This is a genomic window from Pseudomonas sp. JL27(2026), assembly GCF_056933555.1.
The window spans coordinates 2,827,709-2,842,550 of the sequence record NZ_CM167794.1; the positions used below are offsets into that span (position 1 = coordinate 2,827,709).

The window sequence follows — 14,842 nt, forward strand, 5'->3', positions numbered from 1 at the left end:
GTATGACTGATCATTAAACAGACGCGTTAAGGCGATTCTTTAATCAGGCTGGCCTTGGTTGTGGCAGTGCTGACAAGTTGAGTGGCATAACGGTCCTGGGCGCCATAGTCGTTGATACTGATGAACGACAAGTTTGCAGTGCCGGCACTATTGAATTGTTTGACGATGAGTTCTTTTTGTTCGCCTGGAGCGATCATCATTGAATCAACGACTTTCTCAGTTGATTGTCCCGATTGCAGTTTTATATCCACCATGGACACGTGGTAGAGGCCGGGGTTATCAATCCTCAAGACTGTTTTCCCTGCCCGCTCCACCAATTGCCAGTGCAGTTCTGTTGGCGCCAGATAGGCGTTGGTATTCAGCCCCGATGGGCGAAAGAACACTTTGATGCGCTGGCGAACCGCGAGCTGCAAAGTGTTTTGCGTTGTGGCCGCCTGAGGGATCTCCTGGACATTGAGCCAGACCACCGACTCTTTGTCGGACGCCAGCCCCGTGCCCTCATAGATCACCCGCAGCAACTGCTGTTCGTTACCGGATATCCGCACCAGTGGCGGAGTGACAGCGAAGGGCACCGACGTCGCGTCAGGACCATTGCTGTCGACCCATGACTGAATCAACACGTCTTCACCGTTGTTGCGCACGGTGATGCCGGCCTCTTTGTGCTTGCCGTCAAAGACCAGGCGGGTGGCGCTCAAGGAGATGCCGGCAGTGGCCTGGGTGACCATGAGCATGCCGAGGATGCCCAGGCAAAAGGAAAGGGGGTGAGGAGTAAGCATGATGACTACCGTTTGATCGCAAAATAAAGGGCGGGGCAGTCCTGCCCCGCACCGGGTCGGAACCGCTCCCGGGGTTATTCGTATTGCAGGGTGAACGGTAGGGTGGCGTCACCGCGACCGGCGACGGCGGTGCCGGCAGCGCCGGTGGTGACGTAGGCTGCAGAGAATTTCAGCGTGGTGTTGCCCTCTTGCAGGGTGTTCTCGACGCGAGCCGTGGCGTCCGACGTCAGGTCGATCAGCGCACCATTGGCGTCGAGCAGAGCGATACCGATGCCTTTCGCCGCGCCCAGACCACCAATCAAATCCAGTACTTTGGTGCCTTCGACGAGGCCTGTGCCGGCACCTTTTTTCGGTTCAAAGATCATCGATACTTTGGTACCGGCGTTACAGCTGATCTTCATGCCAAAGTTTTCGGCGCTCAATTTTCCGCTGCCAATCGGCGCGGCAGCGGTGCCCATGTCTTTGATCGACACTTCACCCATCGCCACGGAGATCGTCTTGTTAAGGTCCGACCCCTGAACGGAGCACGCATCGTTGTTGATTTTGCCGGAGAAGTTGATGGTGCCGGTGCCCGCTTTGGTTACAACCGGATCTGCTGCCAATGCGGTGCCAGTGGCCGCCAGGATCGACAGGGTCATAAGTGCCAGGGAGAGCTTTTTCATTTTGATTTCCGTATAGGTTTAAAAGTGCTGCATCGAGGTGCAGTCACACGATACGGAGACTATCTAGACGGGGAAATCAGACGATCCTTAGAAGTGTCGAGTACCGACAGGTGAAGTGAAAAGTTCCAGATGGTTATCGGAGCTGAAAGTGGCTGGAGTAGCCACTTTAATGGTGCCGGTTAGCTAAAGAGTTTGCGCTCAAGGCAATAAGCCAATAAGTCCTGGTCGCTGTTGACTTCCAGTTTACGCATCGCTGATACCTTCTGTGCACTGATGGTCTTGGCGCTTCTGTTTTGGCCGCGCGCAATATCGCCGACACTAAGCCCCGCGACAAACAGGCGCAGTATTTCGTGTTCTTTGGGCGATAGCCGGGCAAAACGTTCGTCGAGGGCGGCAGTGGACTCCACCACTGAAGTCGGTGCGGGGCCGGCGCTCTGGAACGAACGACCCTTGGCCACCGCTTTGAGCGCGACTTCAATTTCGTTGTGCAACTGGCTCTTCTGAATGACCCCGAGTACGCCCAGTTCATTGAGCCGGGTCAGAATCAAGGGGTTGGAGATCATGGTCAATACCAGGATGTGCACGGCTGGGAAGTGCCGCTTCAAATACTCCACCAGTTTGAGACCGTCGCCGTAGGGTGAGTCCGCGGGCATGTTGAAGTCGGTGATCACCAGGTCAACAGCCTGGTGTTCAAGCAGGTCAATCAGCCCGATGGAACTGATGGCTTCGCCCACCACACTGAAGCGATCATCACGCTCAACCAGCTCACGAACCCCGAGCAACACAATGGGGTGATCGTCAGCAATGACAACGTTAAGTTTTTCCATGACCAGCCATCCGTAAGGTGTTGTTGGGTGAAAAGTGGTTGAAATTATTCAAGGGCAATCAGCACGACGGTCAGGTCTTCAAGGACTTTTCTGACCTCCAGCGCCAGAGAGGGCGTGATGGGGAACCCCGTCAGTCGGCACTCCAGCTCGGCGCAGGCAAGGGCGATTGCGCCGGCCTGAACCACGCCTAACGCCCCGGCCATGCTGTGGAGTCTTTGCGCAACGCTGTCAGTGTCGCCACGGTCCAGCGCGGTACGGGTGTCCTGCATATCCTGCTGCATAGTGCTGATAAACAGCTCACGCATTTTTGGCGACAGCTGCACCGGGTCTGCTGCAAGTCCAGAGACCGGGCGCGATGGCGTGTTGAAGGCGTGCGCCGGCTCGGCTATTTTTTTGCCGAGCTTGAGCAATTGCGTGCGTAAGGTATGCAGGTTCAGGGGCTTGACCATCCAGGCGTTCATGCCGACGGCAGCACACCGTTCACCCTCCTCGCGCATGGCATTGGCAGTGACGCCGATAATGGGCAAGCCTTGATCCCGCTGGCGCAGGATCCTGGCCAATTCATAGCCATTCATGACTGGCATATTGACGTCGGTCAGCACCAGGTCGAACCGTTCAGGCAGCCACTGGGCAAGTGCCTGCTCGCCATCAGCCGTAACCACCACCGAGCAGCCCAGTGCTTCCAGTTGTTCCTTGATGATCGCCTGGTTGATCGGGTTGTCTTCGGCCACCAGCACTCGCAGATTCAGGTTGCGGGTTTTCTCGGGCAACGATGGGCGGCTCTGAGCGCCGGCACCTTGTTGCGCAAGGTGGACGGCCCAGGCAATGGCGCGCAGATCATGGGCATCGACTTCCCAGCCGTGGGCCGAGTACTCCGGCGGGTTGCGACCTCCCGTTGTGGCGATAATCCGTGGGCTGGGCCAGGGCACATCGTTGCTGCCCGGCAATACATCGACCAGTAGCGTCGATGCCAGCGTTTGTTTCATGTCGGCGCCCGTGGGCCTGGCCTCTACGCCCCAACGGTTGAGCCAGGCACAGAGGTGTTGCGCCAGCTCCTGCGATGGCGCGCGGACATGAACTTCTGGTGCCCCTGGCTCGAACTCAGGGCAATCGGCCAGCTCTCCCGGAAGGCGCTCAAGCGCCAGTTGCAGAGAGAAACTGCTGCCCAGGCCAGGCTCGCTGACTACTTTGAGCTGGCCGGCCATCAACTCGCACAACCACCAGCAAATCGCCAGGCCCAAGCCCGCGCCAGCTTCGCTCGAGGCATCGCGGACCTGATAAAAAGGATCGAACAACTGTACCTGTTGGGCCTGGGAAATGCCGATGCCCGAGTCACTGACCTGCCATTCCAGGCTGACGTTTGCGTCGCGGTTCTCCAACACCCTAACCCGTAGCACGACCCGACCGTTGTCGGTGAACTTGATGGCGTTACTCAGCAGGTTATTGAGGATCTGGCGGATGCGCAGCGGATCACCGCGCACCCGATCCGGGAGTTCGGCGTCAATGCAGGCATAGAGTTGCAGCCCCTTGGCCTCGGCGAATGCACTGTAGGTGCGCAGGGTATCTTCGGTCAGTTCCAGCGGGCAGAAGTCCTGGGTTTCGAGGGTCATTTGCCCGGACTCGATCTTTGACACATCCAGCACATCGCTGATCAACTGAAACAAGGTCGCCGAGGAACGCTGGATGGTGTGCAGGTATTCCTGCTGACGCGGCTCAAGCGCGGTCAGCCCCAGCAGTTCCAGGGTGCCGAGTACGCCGTACAGCGGTGTCCGGATTTCATGGCTCATCGTGGCTAGAAACCGGGTCTTGGCTTCATTGGCCGAGTCGGCGGCTTTTCGTGCCTCTTCCAGTGCCACGGCGTCTTCGATATGACGGGTGACGTCATGGACGGCGCAGAGCCAGGCGTCCTGGCCTTGATAACGGGTGGAAATGAAATCGACATGCAGGTGACGGCCTTCGATCTCAAGGTCGGTCTGTCCAGAGCGGGTAAGGTCGTGCTGGCGGTTGAGTGCGCGGATCAATTGGGCCGTGTCTTGCCATTGCTGGGCGCGCTGGTTCTCCAGCAATACTGTGTAATCGCTGCGGCGTATCACGCACAGACCGGTAGGCGCGGTGTCGATGACAGCACGGCTGAACGCCTCGCTTTCGGCGATGCTTTCATGGGCCCGATGCGCAGGGAGTACTACCTGGATTTTGTACCAGCGATTGAAGGCCCAACCGCAACCCAACCCCGCCACCAACAACGCTAACAGGCTCAGCAAGGGCCACAGGGCATAATTCAGAAAGCTCTTCAAACTGATGACGTAGATGGCCGACCAGTGCCGTTCGCCAGGGCTCGATACTTTGAACACCAGCCCGTCACTGTTGAAGTTCAGCCCTTCATTGAGTTTGAACTCAGGTTTCAGCGCGCCGATCAGCGCCTCGCCCGAGGGGGCGATGAGGGTGAAATGGTCATAGATGGACCACTGCATGACTCTCTCTATGTCGTTGACCTGAGACAGATTCAGCAGTGAGGCGACCACCACCCAAGGGCTGGCGCCCTCAATATGTAATGGGGTCGAGGACAGGTCAATGTTGACGTAGCCAAGGACGGACGGGGCGCTAACGTTCTCGAGCGCCGTGTTGTATTGCACCCAGTGAATCCTGCTGTCCAGCGGCTTTGGATTCTTATCGTGCAGTCGCTGTAGAACGTGCCTCATCACCTCGACAAACTCGCCGCCCTGAATCTGGCCCTCGCCGCGCAGTCGCCCGGCGACGGGCACGGCGATGTCGAAGTTATCCGGGACGTTGAACAGGAACACCTGTGGTGACTGATAGTGTGAGGCGGACCAGAAGGCGCTGTAGTCATTAGCCAGGTGAGCGGCCAAGGTAAAGACTTTAGGGTGTTGGCTGAGTGCGATCTTCTCGGGATTGACCTTCACGCTGAATGGCAGGGAGAACGAAAACTTCCTTCCTTCATAAACGTCAGGTCCTTCATCGGGCAGTAATTTTTGCAACGCCATCGGTGAAGACTGTGAGGTCAGCAGTTCGCCCTTGATGCTCTGCCGCGAGACGGCATTGAGGAAGGCTTCCTGTTCGCGCAGATTCTCCAACAGCCGGGTAAAGTGAAATCTCACTGTGTTGTGCTGTTCTTCGAGCATTCGCTGCACACCCCAGACGCTGATGCCAATCAACAGCAGCACCATTGCACAGAGCACGGTCAGGCCTTTGTTCAGGCGCAGCGAGCTGCTGGCCAGTTTCTCGAAAATGGTAGTGGGATGATTCATCGCGCAGCCACGCAACCGGTGAACCGAAAACAGTTGGGCACAGTGACCTCGAAGCAAGAGACGTTCAACAGCAGGTATCTGCGGGTCAATACGCGCTTGCCGGACCGTCATGGGTCAACAACTGCTGGAACTGATCCGAAGACACGGCATGGGAAATCAGGAAACCCTGAACCTGAGTGCAATCGATTTTACGCAACAGAGCAAGCTCCTGTGCGGTTTCTACACCTTCGGCCACCACGGTCAGGCCCAATTGCCGCCCAAGGGCGACAATGCTGGTCAGCGCCTGGGCTAATTCCTCGTTATCGTTGCAACCCTGGACCAGCGCCCGATCGATCTTGAGCTCGGTAAAAGGTGTCGACACCAGGTTCATGTAGGAGCTGTAGCCCTTGCCGAAATCGTCCTGCGACAGACCGAAGCCCTTGATCCGCAAACGGCAGGCGCCGGCGTAGAAGTTGCTGATGTCCTGCGGTACCGAGCATTCCATCAGCTCGAAGCAAATCTTCCCCGGAACCCCCTGATGCTCATGGACAAACTCAAGAATGCGGTCGGCCAGGTCATAGCTATTAAGCAGATGAGTCGGCAGGTTGACGGACACAGGAATGTCGTATCCCTGCTGACGCCATTGAGCCTGGGCACTGATGGCGTGTTTGAGCACTCGCCACAGCAGGCGTTCCTCCAGGCCCAATGACTTGAGTGCTGGCAGGAACATTGCGGGAAGCAGCATGCCGTGCTCAGGGTGCATCCATCGCACCAGGGCTTCGGCGGCGACAATGCGACCGTTGGCCAAGGCCTTCTTGGGTTGGAACCAGGCCTGTAACTCGCCGTTGTCGAAGGCGTCAAGGATCGCCTGATGATCGATGCCCGGAGCGGGCAAGGGCAGGGCAGCATGACGCAACCCGACGAGTTGATCGGTCAGGCTGCGCAGGGCGGTGGGTTTCACCGGTTTGGAAATCAGCCCGATCACCTTCACCCCCAGATTGCGGGCCACCAGGCTTGCACCCATCAACATGCGTCGTGAGGCCGCGCTCATGATCGCCAGGGCGGGCCGCGAGTGCAGGGCTGCCAGCCCCTGAATGAACTGAACGCCGTCCATGCCGGGCATCAGCAGATCGGTGAGTACCAGATCGAATTCACGCTTTTTCAAACGGGCGAGGGCTTCCTCGCCGTCTCGCGCGGACTCCAGATGAAAATCACCCAGTTCGCTGAACAAGTGCTGCAAGTACAGATGCTGGAAGGGATGGTCTTCGACAATCAAAATGCTACAGGGCTTCATGGGCTGTTCTTTCATAGGGCGCTAGGTAATTGAACAGGGCTCGTAGCGTGAAAGGCTTGACCAGGCAGTGATTCATACCGGCCGCCAGGCACAAGGCATCTTCACCGCGCATGGCGTTAGCGGTGGCTCCGATGATCGGTGTGGTGCAGCCCAGGCGGCGCAGTTCACGTGCCAGTTCGTAGCCATTGAGCCGGGGCATATTGACGTCGCTCAGGACGATGTCGAACTTTTCGCTGCGCCAGATCACCAGCGCTTCTTCGCCGTTGGACGCCAGTTTCACGGTGCAACCGAGTTCTTCCAGTTGATCGCACAGGATCAATTGATTGATGACGTTGTCTTCGACCACCAGGATATGCAGTTTGAGTTTTTTCAGATCACGCTGCTCGTTGTGCTCTTGGGGTTTAGCCACGCACAGCCCCTGGGCCAGGCTGACCGCCTGATGAATGGCCAACAGATCATTGAGGTTGACCTTCCAGCCGCCGAACATGATTTGCGGTTCATTGCTGCCATCGCCGGTGGCCAGTACCAGCGGGCCGGTCCACTCGGGTTCAAGGCGCTGCTGGAGAATGCCCGGGTGCAGTTCGATCAATACACTCTGCGAGGTGAGGTCCAGATGTGACGGGCGACCGATTTGCGGGCGCGCGCCCCAGCGACGCAACCAGCCACTGATGACCTCGGCCAACTCGCGTATTGGTGAAATCACGTAGACGATCTCCTGCAAGAGTCTTGTCATGGCGGTCGGTACTGTGTAGCTCGAGGGCTCTTCCAGTGGCACGGTCAGGGAAAAACTACTGCCCAACCCCAACTCGCTGACCATGCGCATATTGCCGTTCATCAAGTGGGTCAGGCGCTGGCAGATTGGCAAACCCAGACCGGTGCCAGCTACCACATTGGTGTTGCCTGCGGTCTGGTAGAAGGGCTCGAAAATGAACGGTTGATTGTTTTGGGCGATGCCTTTTCCGGTGTCGGAGACTTGCCACTGCAGACTTGCGCGCTCGCCTTCGCGGCATAGCAGCCTGACCCGTAGCACCACGCGCCCGGAGTCGGTGAATTTGACGGCGTTGCTCAGCAGATTGTTGAGGATCTGACGAATTCTTGTGACATCACCAATGACCCGATCCGGCAGCTGCGGGTCCAGACAGGCGTAGAGTTGCAAACCTTTGCTGCGGGCTGCAGCGGCATATCCCTGGATGACCTCTTGTACCAGCTCCAGCGCGGAAAACTCGCTCAACTCCAGAGCCAGTTGCCCAGCCTCGATTTTCGACACATCCAGCACATCGCAAATCAGTTGCAGCAAGGTAGCAGAAGAGCCTTCAATCGCTCGCAGATAGTCTCGTTGCTGGGCATCCAGGTGGGTCCGTGCCAGCAGTTCCAGAGTCCCTAGCACGCCATACAGCGGGGTGCGAATTTCATGGCTCATGGTGGCCAGAAACAAAGTCTTGGCCTCATTGGCGGTATCGGCCAACTGCCGTGCTTGTTCCAGCGCCTCTTCGATCTGGGTGCGGGCGCTGATGTCGCTGAAGGCACACAGCAACACGTCTTCACCCTTGTAGCGAGTAGGGGCAGAGCTCAGGTACAGGTGCCGGCCATCGGCGGTTTCAAAGTAATCGGTAAGGGCGGGCGCCACGGTATCGAAGGCTTTCTGAATCCAGCCTGGGCACAGCTGTTCCCGTTCATTGCCTTGCCCCAGCCACTGCTGGGACAGGGTGTTTTCCAGTACCACCTGGCCATCGGTGCGACGCAACACGCACAGCGCCACGGGGGCGGTCTGGATAACATCGCGGCTGAACAGCTCGCTTTCGATCAGCGCCTGGATACGGCTGATTGCCGGGACGACGAACCGGTACTCCAGGCGCCGGGTCAGCAGCCACACCATGCTGATGCTGAACAGGCAAAAGAACAATGCTCCACCCAGTTGCGGCGCCAACTCGGTGAGCAAGGCACGCAAATCAATGGAGTACACCAGTTGCCAGTCTGAAGATTTCAGTTGCTTGCGAATGACCAAATGATCAGGTAGCCAGCCCGAGCCGACCAGCCCGAAGAAGTTCTGACTCTGAAGCTGCAACAGGCTCTGGCTCAAGTGTTCGGTATGACTGTTGGTGAACAACAGCATGCCTTGGGCGTTGAACATCATGAACTCGCCCGCGCTCTGGTCGTTCAAGGCATTGGAGACTTTCCTGCCGTCCATTTCCAGGCCCAGCCAGCCGGAATTCACGTCACGCTCATCCAAACGAATGAATATGTAGAGCTGTGAATGCTCGGCCGATTGATGGGTCAGCCAGAGCTCTTCCAGGGCTGGCGTGTTGTCGTGCTTAAGGGCTTCCAGCCGGTTCAGCATCGCCTGGGGAAATGCTCTCGCCACCGGGGTGGCGGTGTACAGACGCGCTACCTGGGCGTTGGCTCCGCTGCTGACGTAGATCAGGCTGACCTGCTTGGCTTTCAAGCAGTCGCGCATGCGCTGGGTCAGCCAGATGCTCCACTGTTTGCCGGGAGCATTGCCTAGCAGCAGGTGAATCTCTTCATCGGACGTCGGCGGTGCAACCCTGGATTTACGCGTGGCCGACAGGCTGAGGCTCTCGAGCAGGGCTTCGCGGGTAGTGAAAAAGGTATGGGCCTCGGCAATCGCGCTGCTCATGTAGCCGCGACGCTGGGAGATCTCATTGTTGAACGTGAACAACAGGAAGTTATAGACCCCCCCCAGGATGCCGATCAGCAACACCAAGGCAAAAATGCGTAGCAGGCGTCGGGCGGCATTAGGGGTGGAAAGGATCGGGTTGATCTGATGCAGGTATGTCTTCAGTCTCATCGCGCCACTTTAGGCAGGCCTGGGGGCGGGAGATATAAGACGATCCTTAGTTTGTTATAGGTAATTCACGATGAAGGTCACTTCGGTGTTGGCGCTGCCGGCCTGAATCGCATCTTCGGCCAAGCGGTAGTACGCTGCCGACAGCGGTATCTTAAAGTCTGTGCCGGTGGTGTTGAAGGCGGTGAACGGGTAGGTGGTGCCCAGGGCGATAGGTTGCCCGGCTTCATTCATCAATTGCAGGCCGATGCCTTTGGCTGTCGAGCTGGCGTTCAGCGCCACAATGCCTTTTTGTGCATCAATGATCTTGGTGGTGGCCTTGAGTGAATAGGTCACTTTCTTGATGCCGGACTGGCACTGGTTCAAGCCGATGTTGAATTTGACCACGCGCGGAGTGTCGCCGACGCGACTGAAGTCTTGCAGGTGATAGTCATCGCCCATTTGTACGGGCACTGAGGGGGTTTCGCAGGAAGCGCTGTTCAGCACGATGGGGTTGATCAGGTTGAGGTTACTGAACACCAACTCACCGCCCTGGAGTTTAGCCAGGTAGCCTCCGGGAAAGGTGCTTTGCGCTGGCAATTCGGCTGACTTGATGATTTCAAGCCGGTAGGTCCCAGCGCCAATGCCATAGCTGGAGTTTGCAGGGATACTTTGCAAAGACCACTGATAGCGGTCAAGGGGATCGATCCACAGTCGGAACGAGAGCCCTGTTTTACCCAGGGGGAAAGTCGTGGTGCTGCTGTCAACAGTGCCTAGTGCCGAGTTCAGAGCCACTCCAAACATTGAGCTGGAAGTGCACTTCCAGTTATGGCCCGCTGCTTGAACGCTGTCCTGGTAGACGACCGTGCCAATGGGGGTGCCGGAGGCAATCGTCAGGCTGGTACCTGCCAGGCTGGCGCCGAAGTTCAGGGTTTCGGTTTTAGAGTCGGTGGCAGTGCAGTTCGCCGCCATGGCACCCGACGCATACACCAACATCATCAACGCGGTGGTGGCCAGCAGTGGGCGCTGTTTTTTTGAAAGCTTCATATTAATGGCGGTACACGTTGGCAAAGGAGCCGCGCACTCTAAAGTCTGCAAAAGGCTACGAACATAAGGCTTTTCTTAGTTTGTGGGTGGTGCCTTGCCAGTCGACGCGCCCAAGCGGTGCTGCTTTGTTTGCAACATCTGGTACGACTTGAGATGCGGATGGAGCTCCAACCAAAAAAACATCAGGTATTCCCTAAAAGCCTCAAGATCCCAGCCAGACTTGTCGATGCAGTCCTTACATCCCTAAGGAGCGTCAACATGAACGGTAAGCGTTTGTCGGTCGGTTTCAGCCTGTTCTTCGCGCTGAGCGGTATGTGCCTGGCGGCCACCCCATTGGGCCTGGGTGTCATCCAGTTTCACGGCAGTATTGTCGAGTCAGGCTGTACCTCCCACGTGGGAACGAGTTCGACGTTTGAGTTCAATGGGTGCCCGACCCCGGTGCCTGGCAGTGCCGTCAGTGTGCGTGCCGCCGAGCCGGTTCGTTCGGTCAGTGTGCTTGATCATTCCGATGTTGATATAAAACTGCTCGCTGGCATCAGCCAGAACGATCGTTACTATGATCAGCATTACGAACTGGTGGACGGTGCGGGCAAGCCAATGCGGTCGGGGGTGTATTTGATTACCCTGAGTTCGCCTTGAAAACGTACCTTCATCTAGCGACGTCGTGGCAGGTTGACGTATTGCTCGTCACTGGAGTTGGGTGGGGGCATTGCTCAAGGTAAAGGTGAAGGCGCAGTTGGCTGAGCGCCGAGAACGAATCGGCCCTGAGATGAAGTTGGTTGCGGCTGTCGGTGCGTGGTCGCTTGAGCTCTGTTATTCACTATTAAGGATTGATCTTGTGCCGAACCCGGTGACTATCAAGAGAAAGGTATTGTTCGGCGACTGTGATCCTGAGGGGGTAGTCTATACACCTAGGTTCTCGTACTTTGTTGTCGAGGCTGTTCATGATGCGCTTACTGTGTGGCTTGCCGGTCCCGGATTAAGAACCCTGCTAGGCTTTGATCTATTACCTCCAGCAAGAGCTTTCTCGCTGGAGTTTCTTCATCCGGTCACTTGGGATGAAGAGCTTTCGATGAAAGTAAGTGTTTCCAGTGTTGGGCTTCACTCGTTCACATTTCTAGTCGAGGGCTATGTAGCGCCAGGGGTCATGGCATTTACTTCCAGCCTTACGCACGTTTGCATCTCGCCGGTTACTCGGGAAGTCATTGAGGTGCCTGAGCAACTTAGGGCGCTTCTCCAATCTTGAACGTTGTCGTTCCTGGGGCGAGACACCGTGCTCACTGGGCACAGTGTAGTGCTATTTTTCGCCGAGTCCGCACGCGGCTGATTCTCAGGCACAAGATGCAAAAGCCTCCGCCTTCAATGGCCTCTATTGGTCGATGTCTGGCGTTCCTCATAGGCAAAAAACGACCCATTGCAGCCTCGCAGGCTCCGCAGAGGTCGGCCACAAGCGGCCCATAACCAGGGTTCGCTTTGGGCCGATATGCGAGCGGTAGGCACGGGTCGAGCCATGGCCCTGATCGCATAAATTTGAAATACACGGCGTTGCTCGACAGAATCGCGCCCCGATCCGGCCAAAGGTGCCGGACGTTCGTGGTGAAAAGGGGCTGAAGTTGAACGAACAGACATTATCCATGCGCCTGGAGCGCGTGGCGGCGCATGTGCCGGCAGGTGCGTGCCTGGCCGATATCGGCTCGGATCACGGTTACCTGCCGGTGGCGCTGATGCGTCGTGGCGCCATCGTGGCGGCGGTAGCCGGCGAGGTAGCATTGACGCCGTTCCGCTCGGCCGAGCGCACCGTGCGCGAGAGTGGCCAAGACCTGCGAATCACTGTGCGCCTGGCCAATGGCCTGGCAGCGATCGAACCGGGAGACGGGATCACGGCGATCAGCATTTGCGGCATGGGTGGCGAGACGATCCGCGACATCCTCGACAACGGCAAGGCACACCTGAGCGGCCAGGAGCGCCTGATCCTGCAGCCCAACGGCGGCGAGCAGCCACTGCGCAAATGGCTGATGGAAAATGGCTACCGCATTCTCTGCGAGGAAGTACTGCGGGAAAACCGCTTCGACTACGAAATCATCGTCGCCGAGCGTTCCGGGCCGGTGATGTACAGCGCCGAGGAGCTGTACTTCGGCCCACTGCTGATGCAGGCACGCAGTTCGACGTTCCTGCTCAAGTGGCAGCGCATGCTGTGCCAGAAGCAGCAGACCCTGACCGACTTCGCCAGGGCGCGGCAGGCCGTGCCCGAGGAGAAGGTGCAAGACATCGCCCGGCAGGCCCGGTGGATCACCGAGCTGCTGGCTTGCCAGCTCTAGGGTTTGTACGGAACAGGCAAGGCGAAAACAGACGAGTGACGAGGTAACGATCACTAACCTGTTCCTGGCAGGCTTCGATACGCCAGTGACACCAATGACTTTCAGCGGACGATGTCATGCCAAGATTATCTTTTGCCATCCGAATTCTGTTCGCAGGCGCCCTCATTGTTGCAACAGCCAATCACCTGTGTGCTGACCTTGAACATGGGTTGCTCTGGGACTACGGATATGGTGTCAGCACTCCATGGGGCAGCCGGGCTTTCTGGGGGGCGCTCTCTTTTCTGGATCCGCTGGCCGCAGTCATGCTATTCATCAAGCCCCGACTGGGCATCGTTTTCACCGCTGCCATTATTATTGTCGACGTGATCCATAACACGGTTTATGTGGCCTTAAACCGGCAATGGTTGGAGACATTCTATCTTTCGCAGGTTTCGTTCCTGCTGGTGGTGGTGTTGCTAGCGCCTGTCGCCTGGAAATTTACCCGCCCGAAGGTCCTTGTTGTCCGTTGAAGATTTCGGTAATCGATCCTGGAGTGGGAGTCCGCGGACGCTGCTTTTAACGGAGACCGACAGGCCAGTCGGTCTCCGTTAAGTGTTACGAGGCCAGTGGCCGTTTTCAGGCGGTCATTCAATGGTCGGTATGTAGTCGATGTACGCTATTTGCTCGCCATTCTGGTAAATATCAACGGCTGAGTAGTGGGCTGATTTGAAAGGTATGACGCGATCGTACTTGACTTGTACACAGCTCAGTACTTGAGGCCACACCCCGGGTTCTTGGAACAGGTGTAAATCCAGCATGAGTATTGAGGGGTTAATACCCTGTGGTACTCGCATGGTTAGATAGGCTTTGATTCCTGGGTTGGACACTTCAACATCGCCCACCACATGCAGGACGTCCGGCTTCGGTGGCATCGCGTTCAACCAGGCACACCAGTTTCTGCAGCTAGTAGTCATTTTTCTACTCCTTGAGAAATGAAACTCGAAGCGTGGAGTACGGCTGTTTCGAATGGCGCTTCGTAGACCATCGAATTCGAGGCGTAACACCTGAGAGAGTGAGGCGCATGGCATCCCGGATAGTTGCTGACCAGAACCTCATGTTTAAAAGGTGTAGACGAGGAATGGGCAGTCGCTCATTGGCTTGGACGAGTGGTCGTCAGTCAGCTTGCCTTGTCACTGGCAGATTTGCGCTCTAAACGAGATTTCCTCGTCTCGGCACCTGCCATTCTTAATGGTCTTTCTACAGGATGAGAAAGATGAGGCGGGGGGTGATACTTCAGAGGCAGTGACGTGAGAAAACTCGGTGTGGTGCTACGGCCAAGCCGTTGGTCGAACAACCTGCACGCATCAGGGGCTCGATTGAATGAGCGTTGATCCAGGACATGCCAGGGGGCGCAGAGGTGGGAGTTGATGGGATCGACTACAGTTGAGCGATTAACCAAAAGGAGGTGGGTATGAGCATTACAGTCTGTTCGGTCTGCGGTGAGAGCGCTGAAAAGGCTTGCCCGGTGGGCGATTTCGACGATCTGAAGTGCCCGCACTGCGGTCATTACTCCGTCAACCGCAAGCTGATTGAAGAAATGACCACGATGAGGCAAAGCTTTCACATTTTGCGCACCCAACAGTACCTGGCGATCCATTCCAGGTCCGGGAGAGTTCCAGCACTTGATCGACTGGAAGCAACGATTCATCAGCTGATCGTAGCGAGTCCGCGGCATACATAAGGATGTGTCTGGCCGCCTGCTCGACCTTCAGCGGCGGCTTCGTCCTGGCGTCAGGCATGATTTGATCGGCGCGCCAGGCAACCTTATCGATTCAGTCATCGATCGTCAGCTGGGTATTCTGGCTGACGCTCTTTGGGCTGGTTGGGAGCTCACCATTTCGGGTTTTGCGCT

13 protein-coding genes are annotated in these 14,842 nt (G+C 57.1%); 5 read left to right on the forward strand and 8 right to left on the reverse strand.

Features of this window, described 5'->3' with window-relative positions:
- Positions 1–26: 26 nt before the first annotated feature.
- The 7 genes from AC1Z1G_RS12825 to AC1Z1G_RS12855 all read right to left on the reverse strand — a co-directional run bounded on the left by AC1Z1G_RS12825 (position 27) and on the right by AC1Z1G_RS12855 (position 10,633).
- Complete coding sequence (locus AC1Z1G_RS12825; RefSeq protein WP_483627447.1) at positions 27–776, reverse strand: fimbrial biogenesis chaperone; 750 nt, start codon at positions 774–776, stop codon at positions 27–29.
- Positions 777–850: 74 nt separating this feature from the next.
- Entirely contained in the window at positions 851–1,438 is a 588-nt protein-coding gene (locus tag AC1Z1G_RS12830) for a fimbrial protein (RefSeq protein ID WP_483627448.1), read from the reverse strand.
- Positions 1,439–1,617: 179 nt separating this feature from the next.
- The gene (locus AC1Z1G_RS12835; protein WP_483627449.1) at positions 1,618–2,265 is read right to left on the reverse strand and encodes a response regulator; all 648 of its coding nucleotides are present in this window, start codon (positions 2,263–2,265) and stop codon (positions 1,618–1,620) included.
- Between the two features lie 44 nt (positions 2,266–2,309).
- Positions 2,310–5,531, reverse strand: a complete 3,222-nt coding sequence (locus tag AC1Z1G_RS12840; protein WP_483627451.1) for a hybrid sensor histidine kinase/response regulator — start codon at positions 5,529–5,531, stop codon at positions 2,310–2,312.
- Positions 5,532–5,616: 85 nt separating this feature from the next.
- Complete coding sequence (gene pvrR, locus AC1Z1G_RS12845; protein WP_483627453.1) at positions 5,617–6,804, reverse strand: response regulator cyclic di-GMP phosphodiesterase PvrR; 1,188 nt, start codon at positions 6,802–6,804, stop codon at positions 5,617–5,619.
- Positions 6,791–9,610 (reverse strand): ATP-binding protein, encoded by a 2,820-nt coding sequence (locus AC1Z1G_RS12850; RefSeq protein WP_483627455.1) that lies wholly within the window; start codon positions 9,608–9,610, stop codon positions 6,791–6,793. Before AC1Z1G_RS12850 ends, pvrR begins: the two co-directional genes overlap by 14 nt.
- A 54-nt stretch (positions 9,611–9,664) precedes the next feature.
- Entirely contained in the window at positions 9,665–10,633 is a 969-nt protein-coding gene (locus tag AC1Z1G_RS12855; protein WP_483627456.1) for a fimbrial protein, read from the reverse strand.
- A gap of 258 nt (positions 10,634–10,891) precedes the next feature.
- On the opposite strand from AC1Z1G_RS12855, the gene AC1Z1G_RS12860 reads away from it, so the two are divergent.
- The 4 genes from AC1Z1G_RS12860 to AC1Z1G_RS12875 all read left to right on the forward strand — a co-directional run bounded on the left by AC1Z1G_RS12860 (position 10,892) and on the right by AC1Z1G_RS12875 (position 13,460).
- Entirely contained in the window at positions 10,892–11,272 is a 381-nt protein-coding gene (locus AC1Z1G_RS12860; RefSeq protein WP_483627458.1) for a type 1 fimbrial protein, read from the forward strand.
- A 199-nt stretch (positions 11,273–11,471) separates the two neighbouring features.
- Entirely contained in the window at positions 11,472–11,879 is a 408-nt protein-coding gene (locus AC1Z1G_RS12865) for an acyl-CoA thioesterase (RefSeq protein ID WP_483627829.1), read from the forward strand.
- Between the two features lie 367 nt (positions 11,880–12,246).
- On the forward strand, positions 12,247–12,951 hold the full coding sequence (locus AC1Z1G_RS12870; protein ID WP_483627460.1) for a tRNA (adenine(22)-N(1))-methyltransferase: 705 nt from the start codon (positions 12,247–12,249) through the stop codon (positions 12,949–12,951).
- 116 nt (positions 12,952–13,067) lie between these two features.
- On the forward strand, positions 13,068–13,460 hold the full coding sequence (locus AC1Z1G_RS12875; RefSeq protein ID WP_483627462.1) for a hypothetical protein: 393 nt from the start codon (positions 13,068–13,070) through the stop codon (positions 13,458–13,460).
- A gap of 114 nt (positions 13,461–13,574) precedes the next feature.
- Here the strand turns inward: AC1Z1G_RS12875 and AC1Z1G_RS12880 are convergent, their stop codons facing one another.
- Positions 13,575–13,904, reverse strand: coding sequence for a hypothetical protein (locus AC1Z1G_RS12880; RefSeq protein ID WP_483627464.1), 330 nt, complete (start codon positions 13,902–13,904; stop codon positions 13,575–13,577).
- A gap of 497 nt (positions 13,905–14,401) precedes the next feature.
- Between AC1Z1G_RS12880 and AC1Z1G_RS12885 the strand changes: the two genes are divergently transcribed.
- Positions 14,402–14,671, forward strand: a complete 270-nt coding sequence (locus AC1Z1G_RS12885) for a hypothetical protein (protein WP_483627466.1) — start codon at positions 14,402–14,404, stop codon at positions 14,669–14,671.
- Positions 14,672–14,842 lie beyond the last annotated feature (171 nt).